The 18908-nt window shown below is 71.7% G+C and carries 20 protein-coding genes; 11 read left to right on the top strand and 9 right to left on the bottom strand.

Annotation, left to right across the window (positions count from 1 at the left end; translation table 11 throughout):
• The first annotated feature begins 52 nt into the window (after nt 1-52).
• Nucleotides 53-538, top strand: coding sequence for an NUDIX hydrolase (locus tag FH609_RS06960; protein ID WP_139666619.1), 486 nt, complete (start codon nt 53-55; stop codon nt 536-538).
• 25 nt (nt 539-563) lie between these two features.
• Here FH609_RS06960 and FH609_RS06955 read toward each other — a convergent pair whose 3' ends face one another.
• Nucleotides 564-1166, bottom strand: a complete 603-nt coding sequence (locus tag FH609_RS06955; protein ID WP_139666620.1) for a TetR/AcrR family transcriptional regulator — start codon at nt 1164-1166, stop codon at nt 564-566.
• 112 nt (nt 1167-1278) lie between these two features.
• Between FH609_RS06955 and FH609_RS06950 the strand changes: the two genes are divergently transcribed.
• On the top strand, nt 1279-2235 hold the full coding sequence (locus FH609_RS06950) for an NmrA/HSCARG family protein (RefSeq protein WP_139666621.1): 957 nt from the start codon (nt 1279-1281) through the stop codon (nt 2233-2235).
• 81 nt (nt 2236-2316) lie between these two features.
• Here the strand turns inward: FH609_RS06950 and FH609_RS06945 are convergent, their stop codons facing one another.
• Entirely contained in the window at nt 2317-3087 is a 771-nt protein-coding gene (locus FH609_RS06945) for an IclR family transcriptional regulator (protein WP_139666622.1), read from the bottom strand.
• A 164-nt stretch (nt 3088-3251) separates the two neighbouring features.
• Here FH609_RS06945 and FH609_RS06940 point away from each other — a divergent pair, with 164 nt between their 5' ends.
• The 4 genes from FH609_RS06940 (at nt 3252) to FH609_RS06930 (ending at nt 8627) form a co-directional block, all read left to right on the top strand.
• On the top strand, nt 3252-4781 hold the full coding sequence (locus FH609_RS06940) for an aldehyde dehydrogenase (NADP(+)) (RefSeq protein ID WP_226961465.1): 1530 nt from the start codon (nt 3252-3254) through the stop codon (nt 4779-4781).
• 284 nt (nt 4782-5065) lie between these two features.
• Complete coding sequence (locus tag FH609_RS06935) at nt 5066-7042, top strand: PhoX family protein (RefSeq protein WP_139666624.1); 1977 nt, start codon at nt 5066-5068, stop codon at nt 7040-7042.
• A gap of 251 nt (nt 7043-7293) precedes the next feature.
• The gene (locus tag FH609_RS32090; protein ID WP_264372755.1) at nt 7294-7422 is read left to right on the top strand and encodes a hypothetical protein; all 129 of its coding nucleotides are present in this window, start codon (nt 7294-7296) and stop codon (nt 7420-7422) included.
• Nucleotides 7419-8627, top strand: a complete 1209-nt coding sequence (locus FH609_RS06930; protein ID WP_193317810.1) for a methyltransferase domain-containing protein — start codon at nt 7419-7421, stop codon at nt 8625-8627. The genes FH609_RS32090 and FH609_RS06930 overlap by 4 nt, the downstream gene beginning before the upstream one ends.
• A 1328-nt stretch (nt 8628-9955) precedes the next feature.
• On the opposite strand, the gene tnpA is transcribed toward FH609_RS06930, so the two are convergent.
• Complete coding sequence (gene tnpA / locus FH609_RS06925) at nt 9956-10387, bottom strand: IS200/IS605 family transposase (RefSeq protein ID WP_139666625.1); 432 nt, start codon at nt 10385-10387, stop codon at nt 9956-9958.
• A 25-nt stretch (nt 10388-10412) separates the two neighbouring features.
• On the opposite strand from tnpA, the gene FH609_RS06920 reads away from it, so the two are divergent.
• The 3 genes from FH609_RS06920 (at nt 10413) to FH609_RS06910 (ending at nt 12717) form a co-directional block, all read left to right on the top strand.
• Nucleotides 10413-11621, top strand: coding sequence for an RNA-guided endonuclease InsQ/TnpB family protein (locus tag FH609_RS06920; RefSeq protein ID WP_139666626.1), 1209 nt, complete (start codon nt 10413-10415; stop codon nt 11619-11621).
• A gap of 142 nt (nt 11622-11763) precedes the next feature.
• Nucleotides 11764-11955, top strand: a complete 192-nt coding sequence (gene amcA / locus FH609_RS06915; RefSeq protein WP_139666627.1) for a multiple cyclophane-containing RiPP AmcA — start codon at nt 11764-11766, stop codon at nt 11953-11955.
• 75 nt (nt 11956-12030) lie between these two features.
• Nucleotides 12031-12717, top strand: a complete 687-nt coding sequence (locus FH609_RS06910; protein ID WP_139666628.1) for a pentapeptide repeat-containing protein — start codon at nt 12031-12033, stop codon at nt 12715-12717.
• A gap of 73 nt (nt 12718-12790) precedes the next feature.
• Here FH609_RS06910 and FH609_RS06905 read toward each other — a convergent pair whose 3' ends face one another.
• From FH609_RS06905 to FH609_RS06895, 3 genes are all read right to left on the bottom strand, one after another.
• Nucleotides 12791-14038, bottom strand: coding sequence for a hypothetical protein (locus FH609_RS06905; protein ID WP_139666629.1), 1248 nt, complete (start codon nt 14036-14038; stop codon nt 12791-12793).
• 232 nt (nt 14039-14270) lie between these two features.
• Nucleotides 14271-14450 (bottom strand): DUF397 domain-containing protein, encoded by a 180-nt coding sequence (locus FH609_RS06900; RefSeq protein ID WP_139666630.1) that lies wholly within the window; start codon nt 14448-14450, stop codon nt 14271-14273.
• Nucleotides 14443-15237 carry a helix-turn-helix domain-containing protein gene (locus tag FH609_RS06895; protein ID WP_139666631.1) on the bottom strand — a complete coding sequence of 265 codons (795 nt, stop codon included), beginning with the start codon at nt 15235-15237 and terminating at the stop codon, nt 14443-14445. The genes FH609_RS06900 and FH609_RS06895 overlap by 8 nt, the downstream gene beginning before the upstream one ends.
• 168 nt (nt 15238-15405) lie before the next feature.
• Here FH609_RS06895 and FH609_RS06890 point away from each other — a divergent pair, with 168 nt between their 5' ends.
• The gene (locus FH609_RS06890) at nt 15406-15624 is read left to right on the top strand and encodes a hypothetical protein (RefSeq protein WP_139666632.1); all 219 of its coding nucleotides are present in this window, start codon (nt 15406-15408) and stop codon (nt 15622-15624) included.
• Between the two features lie 60 nt (nt 15625-15684).
• On the opposite strand, the gene FH609_RS06885 is transcribed toward FH609_RS06890, so the two are convergent.
• Both FH609_RS06885 and FH609_RS06880 read right to left on the bottom strand, forming a co-directional pair.
• A complete protein-coding gene (locus tag FH609_RS06885; protein WP_139666633.1) occupies nt 15685-16431 on the bottom strand; it encodes an SAM-dependent methyltransferase in 747 nt (248 codons plus the stop codon).
• A gap of 225 nt (nt 16432-16656) precedes the next feature.
• Entirely contained in the window at nt 16657-17055 is a 399-nt protein-coding gene (locus FH609_RS06880; RefSeq protein ID WP_139666634.1) for a hypothetical protein, read from the bottom strand.
• 121 nt (nt 17056-17176) lie between these two features.
• Here FH609_RS06880 and FH609_RS06875 point away from each other — a divergent pair, with 121 nt between their 5' ends.
• Nucleotides 17177-17761 (top strand): DinB family protein, encoded by a 585-nt coding sequence (locus tag FH609_RS06875; protein WP_139666635.1) that lies wholly within the window; start codon nt 17177-17179, stop codon nt 17759-17761.
• A gap of 121 nt (nt 17762-17882) precedes the next feature.
• On the opposite strand, the gene FH609_RS06870 is transcribed toward FH609_RS06875, so the two are convergent.
• Nucleotides 17883-18908, bottom strand: a complete 1026-nt coding sequence (locus FH609_RS06870; protein ID WP_139666636.1) for a LacI family DNA-binding transcriptional regulator — start codon at nt 18906-18908, stop codon at nt 17883-17885.

The raw sequence follows: 18908 nt of genomic DNA, 5'->3' as shown, positions 1-18908 counted from the left end.
ACTCCGGCATGATGGCCGGTCGTTGCGGCGTCTCGGCCGCTGAGGAGGAACGATGGGGCGTCGGCGCAGGAGCGCGCGGGTGCTGTTGGTGGACGACCGGGACCGGCTGCTGCTGTTCCGGTCCGAGGGGGAGAACGGCGCCCCGACGCTGTGGATGACGCCGGGCGGCGGGGTGCGGCGCTTGGAGCCGCTGCCGCGCGCCGCCGCGCGCGAGCTGTGGGAGGAGACCGGGCTGCGGGTCGCGCCGGCCGCGCTGGGGGAGCGGGTCGCCTGGACCGGCGGCCACGCCGATCTCGGCTGGCTGGACGGCGAGTTCGAGGACAGCTTCTTCTTCCACCGGGTCGCCGAGCACACCGTCGACGCCAGCCACTGGGAGGCCCACGAGGCCCGCACCATCAGCGAGCACCGCTGGTGGTCGGTGGCCGAGCTGGCCGCGACGGAGGAGTTCGTCGTTCCACTGGGCCTGGTCCCGCTGCTGACCGACCTCGTCGCCGGCCGCCGCCCGGCCGCCCCGGTCCGCCTCCCCTGGCACCACTAGCGCGGCGCGGCGCGGCGTTCGCGGCTCAGCGTTCGGGGCTCAGCCCCGCCACCGCCAGCCCGAAGAGGCGGTGCGCCCGCGCCGCCGGGTCGGCGTGGTGCTCGGTGGCCAACGCGATGCCCACGATCAGCGTGATCAGGTCGGGCATGGTCACGTCCGCCGCCACCGCGCCCGCCCGCGTCGCGCGGCGCAGCAGCGGCGCGCCCGCCTCCTCCAGCGCCGACGAGCACGCGTTCTCGTGCGGGGCCCGGGCCGTCTCGGGCTCGGCGCCGTCCAGCGCCAGCGCCGGGGCCAGCCCGCGCGCGGCGGCGCAGTAGGCGACGACCTCTCCCAGCCACTCCAGCAGCGCGTCCCTGGCGTTCCGCCCGTTCGCCGTCTCGTCCGTCAACTCCCGGGCGCGGGCGCACAGCGCGTCGATCCGCGTCCGGGACACCGCCTCCAACAGCGCCCGCCGGGTGGGGAAGTGGCGCCGCACGGTCGCCGAGCCGACCCCCGCGACCCGGGCGATCCGCTCCAGCGACGCCCCGGCGCCGTGCGCCGCGACCTCGCGCTCGGCGACGGCGAGGATGCGCGCGTGGTTGCGTCGGGCGTCCGCGCGCTGCCGCGCGGGGGAGGGGGCGGCTGGCATGGCGTCGACCTCCGGGGTGACCAAGTGGCGGGGCCCGCCGTATTCTAGCGAGAACATAAACGGCGGGCCCCGCCGTTTATGCCTCGCCGCCCTGCCCACCCCGAGGAGCAGCATGTCCCCCGCACCCGCACCCGCACCCGCATCCGCATCCGCATCCCCGCCCGCACCCGTCCTCGTCACCGGTGCCACCGGCAAGCAGGGCGGCGCCACCGCTCGTGCCCTGCTGGCCGCCGGCCTCCCCGTGCGCGCCCTGGTGCGCGATCCGGACGCCGCCCCCGCCCGGGAGATCGCGGCCCGTGGCGCCCAACTCGTCGTCGGCGACCTGAACGACCGCGCCTCCCTGGCCCCCGCCGTCGAGGGCGCCCGAGGCGTCTTCTCCGTGCAGCTGCCGCCGTTCGTCGATGGCGCCTTCGACTTCGGGGCGGAGGTGGCGCAGGGCGTCAACCTCGTCACGGCCGCGCGGGCGGCCGGCGTGCCGCAGTTCGTGCACACCTCGGTCTCCGGCGCCGGCCAGCACCGGGAGGTGCCCGGCTGGGCCGAGGGGCGCTGGGCCGCGATGGAGGCCACGCTGGAGGCCAAGGCCGCGCTCCAGGACCGGGTGCGGGCGGCCGGCTTTCCCTGCTGGACGCTGCTCAAGCCGGCCTTCTTCATGGAGAACCTCCTGCCATCGGCGGGCTATCTGTTCCCGCGCGGCGTCGAGGGCGGCCTGGTGACCACGCTCCGGCCCGGCACCCGGCTCTCCCTGGTGGCGTCGGCGGACATCGGCCGCGCCGCCGCGGCGGCCTTCGTCGCCCCCGACCGGTTCCACGGCGTCGAGCTGGAGCTGGCCAGCGACTACCGGTCGATGACGGAGGTCGCCGCGGTCCTCTCCCGCGCCCTGGGAACGGAGTTGGCCGCGCCGGAGATGACCGAGGAGGAGGCGTTCGCCGCCGGGATGCCGGGCATGGGCGTCTCCCACGCGTGGCTGAACGTGGCCGGCCAGCCCGCCAGGCCGGAGTTCGCGCGGGAGTTGGGCATCCCTCTCACCGGCTTCGAGGAGTGGGCCGGCGAGCACCTGCCCGAAGCCTGAACGCGGCGGACGCGAGCCTGAACGCGGCGGGCGCGAGCCTGAACGCGGTGGGCGCACCGGCGGTCCCGGCGCGCGCTCGGCTCACAGATGCCGGGTGGCCAGGCTCAGCCGGTCCCGCGCGTCGAACAGCGCCTCCCTGATCAACTGCTCGTGCGCCTCGGTCAGTCGGGCCACCGGCACCGAGCAGCTGATCGCGTCCCGCGCCGGCTGGCGGTAGGGGATGGCGATGCCGAAGCAGCGCAGCCCCAGCGTGTTCTCCTCGCGGTCGATCGCGTAGCCGCGCTCCCGGACCACCGCCAACTCCTCGATCAGCGCCTCGCGGTCGGTGATCGTGTGCTCGGTCAGCCCCTCCAGCTTCTCCGGCAGCAGCTCCCGCACCTTCTCGTCCGGGTGGGTCGCCAGCAGCGCCTTGCCCAGCGAGGTGGAGTGCGCCGGCAGCCGGCGGCCGACCCGGGTGAACGGGCGCAGGTAGTGCTCGGACTGGCGGGTGGCGAGATAGACCACGTTGGTGCCGTCGAGCCGGGCGAGGTGGATGGTCTCGCCGGTGTCGTCGGCGAGCCGGTCCAGCGTGGGCCGGGCGGCGGCCACCACCTCGTCGCCGTCGATGTAGGAGGTGCCAACGAGCAGCGCCCGCACGCCGATTCCGTAGCGGGTGCCGGTGGCGTCCGTCTCGATCCAGCCCAGATCCACCAGGGTCCGCAGCAGCATATAGAGGCTGGACTTGGGGTACCCGACGGCCGACTGCACGGCGGCGAGGGTGTGCATTCCCGGTCGTCCGGCGAAGAACTCCAGCAGCTCCACCGTGCGGACCGCCGACTTGACCTGCGCGTTGCCCATCTCACCGGCAGCCATCGACCTTGACCCCCTCGTTTCATGCCCTATAGAGTCCCAACAGAAATTCACATATCGGGACGATGTTCAAAATCTCGAACGGTACTATAGCGAACCTCGTCCCGCCGGGAGCAGGACCGTTCGGCAGGTCCGTTCAGCAGCACCGCTCAGGAGGATCGATTCCGGTGGCAGTACCAGTGTGGAGTGTGGACCCGCGAACGGGAAACCAGCGTGAGCGGGTGGCCGCCGAGGCCACCGCGGGCGAGGTGGACGGAGCCGTCCGCGCCGCCCACGCGGTGCGGGGCGCGCTCGCCGACCGGCAGGTCAGGATCGCCCTGCTGCGCGCCGCCGCCGACGAGTTGACGGCCGACGGCGCGCGGATCATCGCGACCGCCGACGCCGAGACCGCGCTGGGCGAGGCCCGGCTCACCGGCGAACTCGGCCGCACCACCGGCCAGTTGCGCGCCTTCGCCGCCGAGATCGAGGACGGCGGCTACCTCGACGTGATCATCGACCGCGCCGACGACTCCCTCACCCCGCCCCGCCCCGACCTGCGCCGCTACAAGATCCCGGTGGGCGTGGTCGCGGTCTACGCCGCCTCCAACTTCCCGCTCGCCTTCTCCGTGCCCGGTGGCGACACCGCCAGCGCGCTGGCCGCCGGCAACCCGGTCGTGGTCAAGGCGCACCCCGACCACCCGGCCACCTCCGAGCTGGCCGGCGCCGCGCTGCGCCGCGCGGCCGCGAAGGTCGGGCTGCCGGAGGACGTCGTCACCGTGCTGCACGGCTTCGATGCGGGCGTCGAGCTGATCAAGCACCCGCTGGTCGCCGCCGCCGGCTTCACCGGCTCGGTGCGCGGCGGGCGCGCGCTCTTCGACGCCGCCGCCGCCCGGCCGCAACCCATCCCGTTCCACGGCGAGTTGGGCAGCCTCAACCCGGTGGTGGTCACCGAGGCCGCCGCCGGCGAGAAGGCCGCCGAGATCGGCGCCGGGCTGGCCGGCTCGATGACGCAGGGCGTCGGCCAGTTCTGCACCAAGCCGGGGCTGGTGCTGGTCCCGGCCGGCGAGGCCGGCGAGCAGCTGGTCGCGACCCTCGCCAAGCAGCTCGCCGACGTCGCCCCCGGGGTCCTCCTCGACGGCCGGATGCGGGACGCGTTCCTGGCCGGCGTGGACGCCCGCACCCGGCTCGACGGGGTCGCCGCCCCGGTCGCCGCCGGCGAGGGCGAGGGCCGCACGGTCGCCGCCGGCTTCCTCACCGTGGACGGCGAGCGGCTGCTGACCGGCGGCGAGCACGACCTCCTCCTGGAGGAGTGCTTCGGCCCGGTCACGGTGATCGTCCGCTACGCGGACACCGCGCAACTCACCGCGCTGCTCGCCCGGTTCCCCGGCAACCTCACCGCGACCCTGCACCTGGGCGCGGCCGAGGCCGAGGACCCGAACGGCCGGGGCGCGGCGCTGCTCGCCGAGCTGACGCCGCTGGCCGGCCGCGTGCTGGTGGGCGGCTGGCCCACCGGCGTCGCGGTCACCCCGGCCCAGCACCACGGGGGCCCGTACCCGGCCTCCACCTCCAGCTCCACCTCGGTCGGCGCCACCGCCATCGAGCGGTGGCTGCGGCCGGTCAGTTACCAGAACGCACCCGAGGCGCTGCTCCCGCCGGAGCTGCGCGACGACAACCCGCTGGGAGTCCCCCGCCGGGTCAACGGGACCCGGCAGGTCTGACAGCTCGGACGGAGAGGTCCGACCGCCGAGAAACGCACAACAGAATCCGGGAACGATCGGGAACGATCGGGAACGATCGGGAACGCGCGGCCATCGCCGGCGCCCCGGTCACCACCAAGGGCCCATGACCAGGTACCCACGGTTGGGTGAACCGGCACGGTGAATCAGCCGTATGGGCGGCGGTGGCCGCGCGTTCACCTTGGTGGTCACTTTGCGCCACTGTTGACTCCTAGCCTCACCCGGAACCGAAAACGTTCCGCCACATCAGTACGTGAGGACTCGCGATGTCAGCACAGCACCCGGTCTTTCCCCAGGTGGACCCGGACGACGTCAGTTCCAACCGTTCCGACAACCCCTCCTTCGGCGAGGTGGTGCAGCGCCGAATGTCGCGGCGCGGCGCGCTGTTGGGCGGCACGGCCGCTGCCGCCGCCTTCCTCGTCGGGCCCGGCGCCGGCAGCGGCGCGGCCACCACCTCGACCACCGGGCCGCACCCCGGCACCGGCCACGGCCACGGCCACGGCCGGCCGGGCGGGGGCGGCCGGCGGCTGCTCGGCTTCGAGCCCGTTCCGACCTCGGACGCCGACGAGTTCGTCGTCCCCGAGGGCTACCGCGCCCAGGTGCTGATCCCCTGGGGCACCCCGATCCGCCCCGGCGGCCCCGAGTGGCGCGAGGACGCCGGCAACACCGCCGAGGAGCAGGCCGAACAGGTCGGCATGAACCACGACGGGATGCACTTCTTCCCGCTCGGCCACGGCCGCGAGGGCAACCAGCGCGGGCTGCTCGTCCTCAACCACGAGTACATCGACCAGGAGTTGCTCTTCCCGGACGGCGCCGAGGAGATGACCGAGGAGAAGGTCCGCAAGGGCCTGGCCGCGCACGGCGTCTCCGTCGTCGAGATCGAGCGCCGCCGCGACGGCCGTTGGGAGCGGGTCGACTCCCGCTACGCCCGCCGCGTCACCGGCGACACGCCCGTGACGTTCTCCGGCCCGGTCGGCCCCCGCCACCCCGCGCTCCAGGCCGCGGAAGGACCGCGCGGCACGCTCAACAACTGTTCCAACGGCGTGACGCCCTGGGGCACCTACCTCGCCTGCGAGGAGAACTGGAACAACTACTTCGGCACCACCGACGAGAGCTGGGAGCCGACCCCCTCGCAGGAACGTTACGGCGTCTCGGCGGCCGGCGGTGGCTTCGACTGGCACCTGGCCGACTCCCGCTTCGACCTCGCCGCCAACCCCAACGAGATCAACCGCTTCGGCTGGATCGTCGAGATCGACCCCAAGCGCCCCGACGCCAAGCCCGTCAAGCGCACCGCGCTCGGCCGCGTCAAGCACGAGGGCTGCACGGTCACCGAGTCCCGGGGCCGCGTCGTCGCCTACACCGGCGACGACCAGGACGGCGACTACATCTACAAGTTCGTCGGCGAGGGCAACTGGCGGCTGCAACGCGCCCTGGGCCGCAGCCCGTTGGACCACGGCACGCTCTATGTCGCCAGCTTCCGCGACGACGGCAGCGGCGAGTGGCTGCCCCTGGTCCACGGCCGGGGCCCGCTGACCCGCGCCAACGGCTGGGCCGACCAGGCCGACGTGCTGCTGCGCACCCGCGAGGCGGCCGACGCGGTGGGCGCCACCAAGATGGACCGCCCCGAGTGGATCACCATCAACCCCAAGAACAACGACGTCTACTGCACCCTCACCAACGGCAGCGGCTGGGACTCGGCGGTCTCCCCGCGCGACCCCAACCCCTACGGCCACATCGTCCGTTGGACCGAGAAGCGCCGCGACCACACCGCGACCACCTTCGAGTGGGACATCTTCGTCCTGGCCGGCGACCCGGCCTACGACCCGCAGGTCGACCTCGACGAGACCAACGTCTTCGGCTCGCCCGACGGCGTGTGGTTCGACAACGACGGGCGGCTGTGGATTCAGACCGACATCTCCAACGGCAGCCAGCACCTGGCCGAGAAGGGCTACGACAACATCGGCAACAACCAGATGCTGGCCGCCGACCCCGAGACCGGCGAGATCCGCCGCTTCCTCACCGGCCCGCGCGGCTGCGAGATCACCGGCGCCACCGCGACGCCCGACCAGCGGACGCTCTTCGTCAACGTCCAGCACCCCGGCGAGACCACCGACCACTGGGGCGAGGCCACGGCCGAGGACCCGAGGGCGGTCAGCAACTGGCCCGACTTCCGGCCCAACGGCCGGCCCCGCTCGGCGACGGTCGCGATCACGCGGGTGGACGGCGGCAAGATCGGGGCGTGAGCGGGTGAGCGCGTAGCGCTGCCCGCGCGGGTCTCGGGGGGCGGCCGCGCCGGCGCGCCCGGCACGCGGGCCCGTCAACGGCCGGGGTCCCGGGGCGAGTTGCCCCGGGACCCCGGCCGTCGCGCGTGCGGCGGCTTCCCCGTTGGGGTGAACGGGGGCACGCCCGTGCATGGGGTCGGTCGGCGCGGCCAGGGTTTCCCCGACGTCAACGCACGACGGCGGATGGACCCGTCAGCAGCGGAGGGGACACCATGGGGAAGCACGAAAAGCCCGACAACGACAACGAGTCCGGCGACTCGCTGCCTGGTCAGCCCTGGAACCCGCAGGAGCCGCCGCCGGACAGCAAGTTGCCGGAAGGCGGCGGGGAGCACCGGAAGTGACGATCGAGTCCCAGCACGCGGGGAACCGCGTCGGCCCCCACACGGAGCTGACGCGGTTCCTCCGCGATCGAGGCCAGTTGACCGACGACTGGGTTCCGGCGTTCGAGGCGGTGCCGCGCGCGGCGTTTCTGCCCGAACTGATCTGGCCATACGACAGCACCACTGGCGACAGTCACTCGGTGGACCGGCGGGATGATCCCGCCGGATGGGAACGAGCGGCCTATGCCGACACCCCGGTGACCACCCAGTGGGACGACGGCGCGCACGAGGGCCCCGATCCCGGGCGGGTGCCGACCAGTTCGGCGAGTATGCCGTCCGTCGTCACGCGGATGCTGGCCGCCCTGGAGGTCTTCCCCGGTGCCCGCGTGCTGGAGATCGGCACCGGAACCGGGTGGAACGCCGGTCTGCTGGCCGCGCGTCTCGGCGACGAGCGCGTGGTGACGGTCGAGATCGACGAGGACGTGGCCACCCGGGCGCGCGCGGCCCTCCAGGGTGCCGGCCTGCACTCCGAGGTCATCTGTTGCGACGGCAGGGACGGCTGGCCGAAGGGCGCGCCCTATGACCGGATCATCGCCACGGCCGGCGTGCGGGAGGTCCCCGTCGCCTGGCTGGAACAGACCCGTCCCGGCGGCCTGATCGTTGCCCCCTGGGGTACCCACTTCGGCCACGAGGACGCCCTGGTGCGGCTGACCGTCGCCGAGGACGGCGGTGCCAGCGGCCCGTTCCTGAGCGCCGTGGGCTTCATGAAACTCCGGGCCCAGCGGCTGGACTGGGACCTGTTCGACCACCACGTTGGCGCCTACCCCGGGGACGCCGAGGAGTCCACCACATCGACGGCTTGGGCCGAGTTGGGCGAGAGGAGGCTCTACGGTGGGACGGCGTTCATCCTGGGCCTGCTGGTGCCCGACTGCACCCATCTGGTCAACGAACGCGACGGGGTCACCACCGTCTGGTTCTTCGACCGGACCGCCGGCTCGCGGGCCTGGGCCTCGGTCGTCTTCCGGCCCGATGGGGAGCGGGCCACCGTCTACCAGTCGGGGGCGCGCCGGCTGTGGGAGGAGGTCGTGCGCGCGCTGGAGTGGTGGCGGGCGGCCGGCTCGCCGCCGTTGACCTCGTTCGGCCTGACCGTGACGGCGGACGGGGCGCAGCGGCCCTGGCTGGGCGATCCCGCGCACCCCGTTCCCGCCGTCACCGTCCGGGAGTGACCTCCCGGGGCGTGAACTCCCGCCCGCTCAGGCGTCGTTGTCGGCCCCGCTGGCGGACTCCGCCACCGGGTCGAACGGGGTCGGCGTCGCGCCCGTGAACGCGCGTCGGCAGTAGACGAGTTGGGTACGGTCCGACCGGCGGACCGGGCGTTCGGCGGCGGAGGCGAATCGTGAAGAGTGCGCACGTGGGGCTCGCGGCGTTCGAGACCAGAGCGGGAGAGGCTGCCCGGACCCTGCTGCGCCACCAGGGGTACGACGGCGGGTGGGGCCTCACCCTGACCTCGGTTTCGTCGATCGTCAACACCAGCGAGGTCCTGTCGATTCTGCGGGCCGCCGGCATCGCCGGACAGCCGGTTCGCCAGGGGCTCGACTTCCTCACCGGCGCCATCCCGGAGCACTCGCGGCCCCGGCCGAAAGGCGGTCGTGGTGAGCACACCCGGTTCATCGCCTTCGGACTGGCCGGACTGCTGTCCCACCCTCGCTTCTTCCACCACGACGGCGTCGCGGAGACCGCGACCTGGTGCGTCGGCTGGCTGGAAGAGCACCGGGTCGACCACGGCTGGCCCGAAGTCCTCGGGCTCGACGACACCTCGCTGCACCAGACCGCCTTGGTGGTGCACCGTCTCGCCGAGTTCAGAGATGCCCTCCATGACTTCGGCCCCGGACTCCTCCTACCCGGTGGGGTCGAGACCAGCACCCTGCTGGAGCGCGTCGAACCGCTGATCGACCACGGGGTGCACGGCCTGCTCTACCACCGCCGCCCCAGCGGAGCATGGGGGTGGCGTACATACGTTGACACCGGCCCGAGCCCGAGCAAGACCGCGCTGTGCCTGCTCGCGCTGTCGGCCGTCCGTGCCGGAGCCGGGCCGGGTGGTGAGCCCTCCTATGGGGACGGCCCTCGGGAGGCGGGCGGGGTGCACGGCCCAGTGTTGCGGAAGCGACTGTCCGACGTGGTCGTCGAGGCCGGCCAGTGGCTGCTGCACAACCACCACCGGTGGGAGCAGTTCGTCGAGGATGACAAGGACGTGCAGGGTACGGCCTGGGAGCACATGGCGTACGCGCTGTGCACCCAGGCCGCCATCCGGGCCGGCGCGAGCCCGCGCGATCCCCGCCTCACCAAGGCGTGGAAAGTGATGAACGACCTGTGGGACCCGGAGGCCGGACTGTGGAACGAGCCGGGTGCCTCGGGCAAGCGCGCCACCATCAGGGCCGCGTACTACACGGTGTCGGCCTACCGGGACTGTTCGCAGTGCACCGGGCTTCAGCCTGGTGGTGGTGCGAATCTGAGGACTGCTCTGACCTCAGCTGTGTGCACGGATTCGCACTGTTCACCTCAACCCGGGTCGGAGCGGCTGGTTCTGCTGCTCGATGTACTGCTTCACGATGTTGAGTGGTGCGCCGCCGACGGAACCGGCGAAGTACGAGCCGGACCACAGGCGTTGTGCCCGCCAGTAGTGGTGGACGAGTTCGGGGAACTCCTGGCGGAGGCGCCGGGAGGACACGCCCTTGAGGGAGTTCACCAGCTTGGACACGGCGACCTTCGGCGGGAAGTGCACGAGGAGGTGGACGTGGTTGTTCTCGCCGTTGAACTCGACCAGCTCGGCCTCGAAGTCCTCGCACACGGCCCGCATGATCTCCTCGCACCGCGTCAGGTGCCGGTCGGCGAAGACTTTGTGCCGGTACTTCGTCACGAAAACCAAGTGGACATGCATCCGGAAGATGCAGTGCCGACCTGTGCGAACGTTCTCATCGATACTCATAAACCAACTGTGTATCATGATCGGTGTGCAGCTTCGGTACAGCTTCCGCTTGTACCCGAGCGTCGGTCAGCGCAGCGCGTTGGCGAGGGCGTTCGGGTGTGCGCGGGTGGTCTACAACGACGCGCTCCGCGCTCGGGAGACCGCCCGCAGCGAGGGGCTGCCGTTCCCCAGGACCGGGGACCTGTCGAAGGCGCTCATCACCGAGGCGAAGAACACTCCGGAGCGGGCCTGGCTCGGCGAGGTCTCGGCGGTCGTCCTCCAGCAGTCCCTCCGCGACCTGGACACCGCGTACAAGAACTTCTTCGACGGCCTGAAGGGCAAGCGCCCGCGCATGGGTGCGCCCCGGTACAAGTCGAAGCGGGACACCCGGCAGTCCGTGCGGTTCACGGCGAATGCCCGCTGGTCGATCACGCCGGGCGGGAAGCTGCGTCTGCCGAAGATCGGCGACCTCATGGTCAAGTGGTCCCGCAGCCTGCCCTCCACCCCGTCCACGGTGACCGTGGTCAAGGACAGTGCGGGCCGGTACTTCGCGAGCTTCGTCGTTGAGACCGGCCCCGAGGAACTGCTGCCGCAGACGACGCCCGAGGTGGGCATCGACCTCGGGCTGGGGCACTTCGCGGTCCTCTCGGATGGGACGAAGATCGACAGCCCGCGTTTCCTGCGCCGGGCCGAGAAGCGCCTGAAGAAGGCCCAGCGCGCACTCTCCCGCAAGGAGAAGGGCAGCAAGAACAGGGACAAGGCCAGGGTCTGCGTCGCACGGGCACACGCCCGGGTCGCGGACGCGCGCCGCGAGTTCCACCACCAGCTCTCCACCAGGCTGATCCGTGAGAACCAAGCGGTCGCCGTGGAGGACCTGTCGGTGAAGGGTCTCGCCCGCACGCGCCTGGCCAAGTCCGTGCACGACGCCGGATGGTCGGCGTTCGTGAGCATGTTGGAGTACAAGGCCGCACGGTACGGGCGCACCTTCGTCCGCATCGGCCGCTTCGAGCCCAGCTCTCAGGTGTGCTCGCAGTGCGGCGTGAAGGACGGCCCCAAGCCCCTGCGCGTCCGTGTGTGGACCTGCGGGGCCTGCGGGGCTGTCCTGGACCGGGACATCAACGCGGCGGTCAACGTCGCCAAGGCGGCCGGACTGGCCGTGTCAGCCTGTGGAGCGCAGGTAAGACCAGGACTCGTCCCGGCACCGCGCGGCGAAGCAGGAACCCACTCGACACCGCAGCCCGCAACGGCGCGGTAGGTGAGAATCGCCGTCCTTCAGGGCGGCGAGGATGTCAATTCGAGAACGGCGACCTCACGACCACCGAGACCAACCACTGCCGGGTCTCCCGGCAGGGCCTGGTCACGGCTCTGTCCACGCTCGCGGCCAAGGAGGCTGCCGCATGAAGATCCTGGACCGACTCGCCACATCCAACGCCCCCGTCGTGATGGAGTTGATAGCCACGCACGACGCCCCGGCCCCGATGATCGTTGAAGCGGCGTGGGACAACAGGCCCACGTGGGACAACTGGGCGAAGACCCCGGCCCCCTTCGACAACCGCCCGACCTGGGACAACTGGAACAAGAGGAAGTAGGCCGCGCCGCCGCTGGCCCGCCCCGGGGCGGGCCAGCACCACCGGCGACCGAGCCACCGCGCTGAAAGGCTGTTGATGGACACCCGCACGATCCGCCGTACGAGCGTCCTGCTCCCTGTCCTGAACGAGCCGGGCCTCTACCTCTCCCACGTCACCTCACTGGAGGGCGGCCGTGGTCGGGTGACGGATTTCCACTACGCCGACGCCGACCAGCGGGACCTCGACCTGGCCGACACCCACCTGATGGACGGTCGGATCACCGGCCTCAAGGCCCAGCGCACCCGCCTGGAGAGGCTCCGCGTCGACTCAGTGGAGTTCACCGGGTGCGACCTTTCCTCCCTGCGGTGGACCGACAGCAAGATCTCCCGAGCCGTCTTCCGCGACTGCAAACTGATGGGCGCCGCGTTCGAAGACGTCATGCTCGACAACGTCCTGTTCGAGAACTGCAAGCTCGACTACAGCACCCTCACCCGCGTCCGGACCACCGGGCCCGTGATCTTCGCCAAGTGCTCGCTGCGCGAGACCACCTTCGCCGCCGCTGACCTCGGCGCCACCCTGATCGATGACTGCGATCTGCGGCTGACCGAGTTCGACGGCGGGAAGTACCGGGGCCTGGACCTCCGGGGCAACGACCTCTCCCAGCTCCGCGGCCTGGCCTCGCTCAAGCAGATCGTGATCGACCAGGCCCAGACACTCCAGCTGGCCGAGGCCCTCACCGCCGAGCTGGACGTCACCTTCGGCGAAGACCTCGACGACAAGTAGTCCCGCACCCACCCCGGGGAGGCACGGCCATGGGCCCGCGACTCGTCAGGTGTCGCTGCTCAGAAGGTGCCTCTCAGATGTCGTCGGACCCGGCCACCGGGTCGAACGGGGTCGGCGTCGCGCCCGTCCAGCGGTAGAGGTGGATCTCGCCCTCCTGCAACGGCCCGTCCTCGCCCGGGACCGAGCGGCCCTCGGCGCCGTAGTAGTAGCCGTCGCCAAGCGACTCCAGGCCGTAGGAGCCGTCGAAGTCCCAGCCCCAGGTGTCCGTCGCCTCGTCGTACTGGCCCTGCGGCAGCAGGCTCAGCAGCGTGCCCCGCTCGTGCTCGGGCTGGCCGACGATCTCGCCGCGCCGGGGCCGCTCGCCGCCGTCCACCATGAACAGCGGGTAGTTGGGGAACTCCGCCTTGGTGCCCGGGTAGACCGCCATCAGCCAGTTGCCGGTGTGCCGGTCGTACTCCAGGTTCTGCACGCCGTAGGTGGTGTTGCCGGTGTAGAGGAAGTACTTGTCGTCGACCCGGCGCGGCCCGCTGCGGTGCGGCTCGGCCTCCGACAGCGGCCGCTCGTAGCGCCGCCAGTCGCGGATGTCGTACTCCAGGATCACCTGGTGATCGTTGTCGGTCCGTTCGGTGTTGGCGTAGACGCCGTACGCGACCATCAACTTCTGTCGGCTGTCCGCACGCGCCCCGAACGACGGGCCGAACGACACCCCGTCGATCCCGCTGCACCCGTAGCGGTGGTCCGGGGTGTCCCCGGTGTCGCCGTCGAAGACGCCGTCCCCGTTCATGTCGGCGGTGAAGTCCTCGACCACCTCGGCGAGATGGACGGTGGTCAGCACGCCGTCCTCCTCCGCGTCCATCCCGATCCGGTCCACCCGGGAGACGTCCACGATGGCGATGTAGAACGCCTCCTCGTCCTTGTACTCCAGGGAGCCGTAGACCCGCCCGTCGCGCGGGTTGAGGTCGATGTCGCCGAGGTGACCGGTGATGCCCTCAACCGTTCCGATGACGTTGCCGTCCAGATCGGTCTTGACCAACATCTGCGTGAACGACCAGTAGACGAAGCCGTTCTCCTGGTCCACCACCACGCCCTGGACGTGACTCGTCGGCCAGGCGCCGCCGTTGACGTACTCCGGCCAGCGCGGCGGGTGCGGCCCGTCCAGGCCGTCCGGGGTCTCCTGCTCCAGCGTGGTGCGGGGCGTGGTGCTGCTGCTGCTCTCCGGGGTCTCGCCCGGTGCGGCCTGTGCGGTGGGCGCCGCCGCGACGGCCAGCCCGGCGGCGGCGAGGGCGGCGACAACGATCAACCTGGCCTGAGACACGCGCATTCTCCCATGGTGTGACGGCACGAACCGGCGCGAAGACGAGCCACGGGAACGGTAGGAAGCGCGCGTTATCGGTTCCCCCGCCCCGGACGACCAGCGGACGACGACGTCGTGAACGCGCCGTTATCGTAACCGAGTTGTTAGGAAACTGGAACCGGTGGGGTGGGAGGGGCGGGTGTGCGCGACGGGCCGTCGCCCCGTGGTGGGGTGACGGCCCGTCGGGTGTCGGGGTGGTTCAGTGCTTGATGTGGTGCAGGAAGGAGGTCCAGGCGTCGGCACCGATGGTGAGGGTGTCGCCGTTCTGTACCTTGCTGTCGCGGACGGGGACGATGCCCGGGGTGTCGTCCCGGACTTCGAGGCAGTTCCCGCCCTGGTTGTCCGAGTAGGTGGACTTGCGCCAGCCGTTGTCAGCCATGTACTTCCTTCGCGATTCTCTGGATGAGCCCGATGGACTCCCGGGGGCTCAGGGCCTCGGCCCGCAGCAGGTCAAACGCCCTGCGGCAGGACGATACACGCTCCTCGTCCTCGCTCAACTGCCCGCCGAGCGCGGTGTCCGTGTAGACCACGGAGCGGCCGGTGGGCAGTTCCAGCAGCGCGAACGGATGGATCGCCGGCGGGGCGCCCACCTCGAACGGCAGCACCTGGAGCTTCACCGAGGGCATCTCCGTCGCCCGCACCAGAAATTCCAACTGCTCCCGCATCACGGCCTGACCCCCGACGGCGGGATGCAACGCACCCTCGTGGATGATCGCCCACAGATGCGCGGGATTGCTGTCCTCCAGGGTGGCCCGCCGGGCCATCCGGTTGCGGACCCGCAGTTCGATCCACTCCTCGCTCTGGTGCGGATGGCCGGCTTGGAAGAGCGCCCGGGCGTACTCCTCCGTCTGCAACAGGCCCGGCAGAGTCCACAGTTCGTAGTTGAGGATCTCCTCGGCCTCGGCCTCCATCTTGGCGTAGGGCGCGAACCAGCTCGGGTGGCCCCGTTCGAGGAGCCGCTTCCGCATTCGCTGGAACATCCCGTCCGTCCCGAGGACGAGATCGCACTTCTTCGCGTACTCGGCCGAGGGCACGATCACGCCCAACTCGACCTTCGAGACATAGCTCTGCGAGAAACCGGTGGCCTGGCTGAACCTCCGCTGCGTCAGGTTCCGCTTCATCCGGGCCTCCCGGAGTTCACCACCGAGGTATTCGAGATCGTTCATCGGCCTCTGGTCCGACGGTTCGTCCGGGCCGTTTGACCTGCGCTTCTTCTGTCTGGGCACGCTGTCTCCGCAGGTAGTTCCTATGACGGTGCCCTCTTCGTACTCCCATGACCCCCGCCGTGTCTGGTGTTCTGTCGGGAAACCACCCCAACGAGGAGGCGGAAGCCCGTGATGATCTATCTGCACGACGACGACGTGGACTTGGCCTACGACGGAGACGACCCACTGGGCCTGGTGGGGGAGTTGGCGAAGGTCGCCGGCCCGCACAACATCAGGGTGGTCGACGTCGGCCTCAACCCGACGTTCCTGGACGTCCTGACGGGCGCCTTCCGTGGCAACCGACTTCCCGACCCGAAGCCCGCCACCACGGACCTCCCGACGTCCTGAAGCAGCCGGCCACCGGCCGGGCGGCCACCTGGGCCGCCCGGCCGGGCCTCCGGTCGGCCCTCAGCGGGCCATCAGCGCGAAGACTCCCCAGCCCAGGTACTCGCGTTGGTACCGCGTGTACCGCGCCGGCTCGGCGGTGAGTTCGGCCCGCACCTCGGCGGCCAGCTCGTCTTCGGGGTGGGCGTCGAGCCAGCGGCGCATGGTGAGCCACTGCGCCGCCTGGTACCGGTCCCAGCTGTCCTGGTCGGCCAGCACCATCTCCACGACGCCGTACCCGAGTTCGCCGAACCGCTCGACCAGCTCCGGCAGGAGCAGGAAGTCGTTCGCGCCGCCGCCGAGGCAGCCCTCCAGGGTCTCCTGGTCCGGCACCTCCCGGCGCCAGTACGGCTCGCCGATCAGCGTCAGCCCGCCGGGCTTCAGGCTCCTGGCCAGCAGTTCGACGGTGCCGGCCACGCCGTTCCCGATCCAGGTGGCGCCGACGCACGCGGCGAGATCGACCGGCTCGTCCGCGACATGGCCGGCGGCGTCGCCGTGGACGAAGGTGACCCGGTCGGCGACCCCGAGTTCGACGGCGCGGGCGCGGGCCGTCTCGGTGAACATGGTGCTGATGTCCACCCCGGTCCCGGTGATCCCGTGGTCGCGGGCCCAGGTGCACAGCATCTCGCCCGAGCCGCTGGCGAGGTCGAGCACGCGGGCCCCGGGCGCCAGCCGCAGCGCCTCGCCGAGGTCGGCGAGCTTGCCGGGGGTGAACGGATTGTGGATGCGGTGGTTACTTTCGCGAATGGTGAAGATGCGTGGCAGATCCACGAGCGGTGTTCCTTGCGTTTGATGAGGTCATGGCGTCTTGGAGGGCCAGCCGACCGAAGCCGACCGCCGTTGCGCGGACCGTCATCAAATACACCTCTTCTGTGAAATTCTGCGCACGCATGGTCTGAACCCCGGAACCCTAGACCGTTCGGGGCTACCTCTCCACCGGATATCCCCGCGCGTACCCCGCCCCCGCTTCCCCTGGCCCGGCGACGACCGGCTGGCTCAGCCGCTGTTGATCGAGCCGTCGATGTCGTCGTTGATCGACCCGTCGATCTCGTTGTTGGTCTCGTCGGGGCAGTTGATGTTGGTCTTGAAGTCCGGCCACGCCGCCTCGCAGATGACGACGGACAGCCCCTCGTCGCGGTAGACGGTGATGATGACGTCCGTCGAGGCGTCGAGGCCGGCGGCGTAGTGGCCGATGGCGGCCATCGCGTGCGGCGGGCCGGCGTCGTCCATGAGGAGGTCCACCCGGCCGGCGTCTAACTCCTCGTTGGCCACCGAGTACTGAAGTACTTCTCTTGTCTCGTCGCTGTTGTCCCCGTCGTCGCCGCCACAGGAGACCAGCGCCAGCGTGAGCGCGCCGGCGGTGAGGGCGACGGGGATGCTCTGTCCACGCGTCATCCGTCCACTGTGGCATCGGGAGGAGCCGCACCGCCAGGCTGCTGCCGACCGCCCGGCCCGGTCGGCGCCACGGGCCAAACCCGTTGGCGGCGGCGGGCGTTGCCGGAGGAGCATGGCGGACATGGCAACGACGGAACGTGACCCCGAGCGGCGGGCGCCCACGCGGTGGACGCGCGCGACCGTGTACCCGGACATGTGGGTGGACCCGGCGGACGACCCGCGCAATACCGACGGGTCGGCGCCGGACGGCGAACTCCCCACCCTGCGCGAGTTTCTCGCCGACTACCGCACCACGCTGCTGATGAAGTGCGACGGGCTCGATCCCGAGCAGCTGGCCCGCCGTTCGGTGCCGCCGTCCACGATGTCGCTGCTCGGGCTCGTCCGACACCTCGCCGAGGCGGAACGGGACTGGCGCGACTGGATCAGCGAGGGGGAGCCGTTGCCCAAACTGTACGGCGGGCGGGACGCCGACTTCGACGGCGCGGCGGGCGAACAGGCCCTGGTGGACGCGGCGCTCGCCGACCTCGCGCGTGAGCAGGCGGCGACGGACGCGGCGCTGGCCCAACACCCGGACCTGGGAACGCGGTTGGGGAAGGACCGCACCTCGGTCCGCGAGCTGATGGTGCACCGGATCGAGGAGTACGCCCGCCACTGCGGGCACGCCGACCTGCTACGCGAGTGCATCGACGGGCGGGTCGGCCAGTAGCCGGGGAGGGCGGGTCGGCCGGTGGTCGAGCGGCCGTGCGGCGTGAACGGCCGGCCGTTCGCCGGAACGGGGGGTCGGCCGCCCGCACCCCCGTCGGCCGGCCGCCGCCGCGCCGCGCCGCTCACGCCGTGTCGCGGACGACCAGCTCCGTCGGGAGGATCACCGCCGAGGTGTCCTCGCCCGCGATGCGGGCGAGGAGCACGCGGACCATCTCCTGGCTGATGCGGTCCCACGGCTGCCGCACCGTCGTCAGCGCCGGCGCCGAGGCCAGCGCGGCGGCCGAGTCGTCGAAGCCGCCGACCGCCACCTGGTCGGGAACGGACCGCCCGGCGCCGGCCAGCGCCTCCAGCGCGCCGCGCGCCATCAGGTCGGACGCGACGAACAGGCCGTCCAGGTCCGGGTGCCGGGCCAGCAGCGCCCGCGCGCCGGCCGCGCCGCTGGCCCGGCCGTAGTCGCCGGTCTCCACCAGCGACTCGTCGAACGGCAGCCCCGCCTCGGCCAGCACCTCGCGGAAGCCGGCCAGCCGGTCGACGCCGCCCGGGGTGTCCTGCGGCCCGGCGATGGTGCCGATCCGGCGCCGGCCAGCGGCCAGCAGATGCCGCACCATCTCCCGCGCGCCCTCCCGGTCGTCGGCCGCGACATGCGCCAGCCGCCCGGCGCGCGGGTCCATCGGCTTGCCGCAGGCGACCACCGGGATGCCGGCGCGGGCGAGTTGCGCGGCCACCGGGTCGCCCGTGTGGCTGGACACCAGCAGCACCCCGTCCACATGCCCGGCCGTGACATAGCGCACGATCCGCCGCTGCTCGTCCCGCGAGCCGGCGATCATCAGCAGCAGCGGGATGTCGTGCGCGGCCAGCGCCTGCGTGCAGCCGCGCAGCAGCACGTTGAAGTTGGGGTCCTCGAAGAACCGCTCCTGCGGCTCGGTCAGCAGGAACGCGGCCGAGCCCGACCGGCCGGTGATCAACGAGCGGGCGTGCCGGTTGACCACATAACCCGTCCTGCGGATGGCGGAGTTGACCGCCTCGGCGGCGGCCGGGCTGACATGGTGCCCGCCGTTGAGCACCCGCGAGACCGTGCCGCGCGAGACGCCGGCCTCCCGCGCCACATCGTGGATCGTGGGGCGCCGGCGTCGAACGGGGTTGCTCAT

The sequence above is a fragment of the Streptomyces sp. 3MP-14 genome, assembly GCF_006334905.2.
Lineage (GTDB): Bacteria > Actinomycetota > Actinomycetes > Streptomycetales > Streptomycetaceae > Streptomyces > Streptomyces triticirhizae.
The sequence above is the reverse complement of the archived record's forward strand: the minus strand, read 5'-3'. Positions and strand labels throughout refer to the sequence as shown.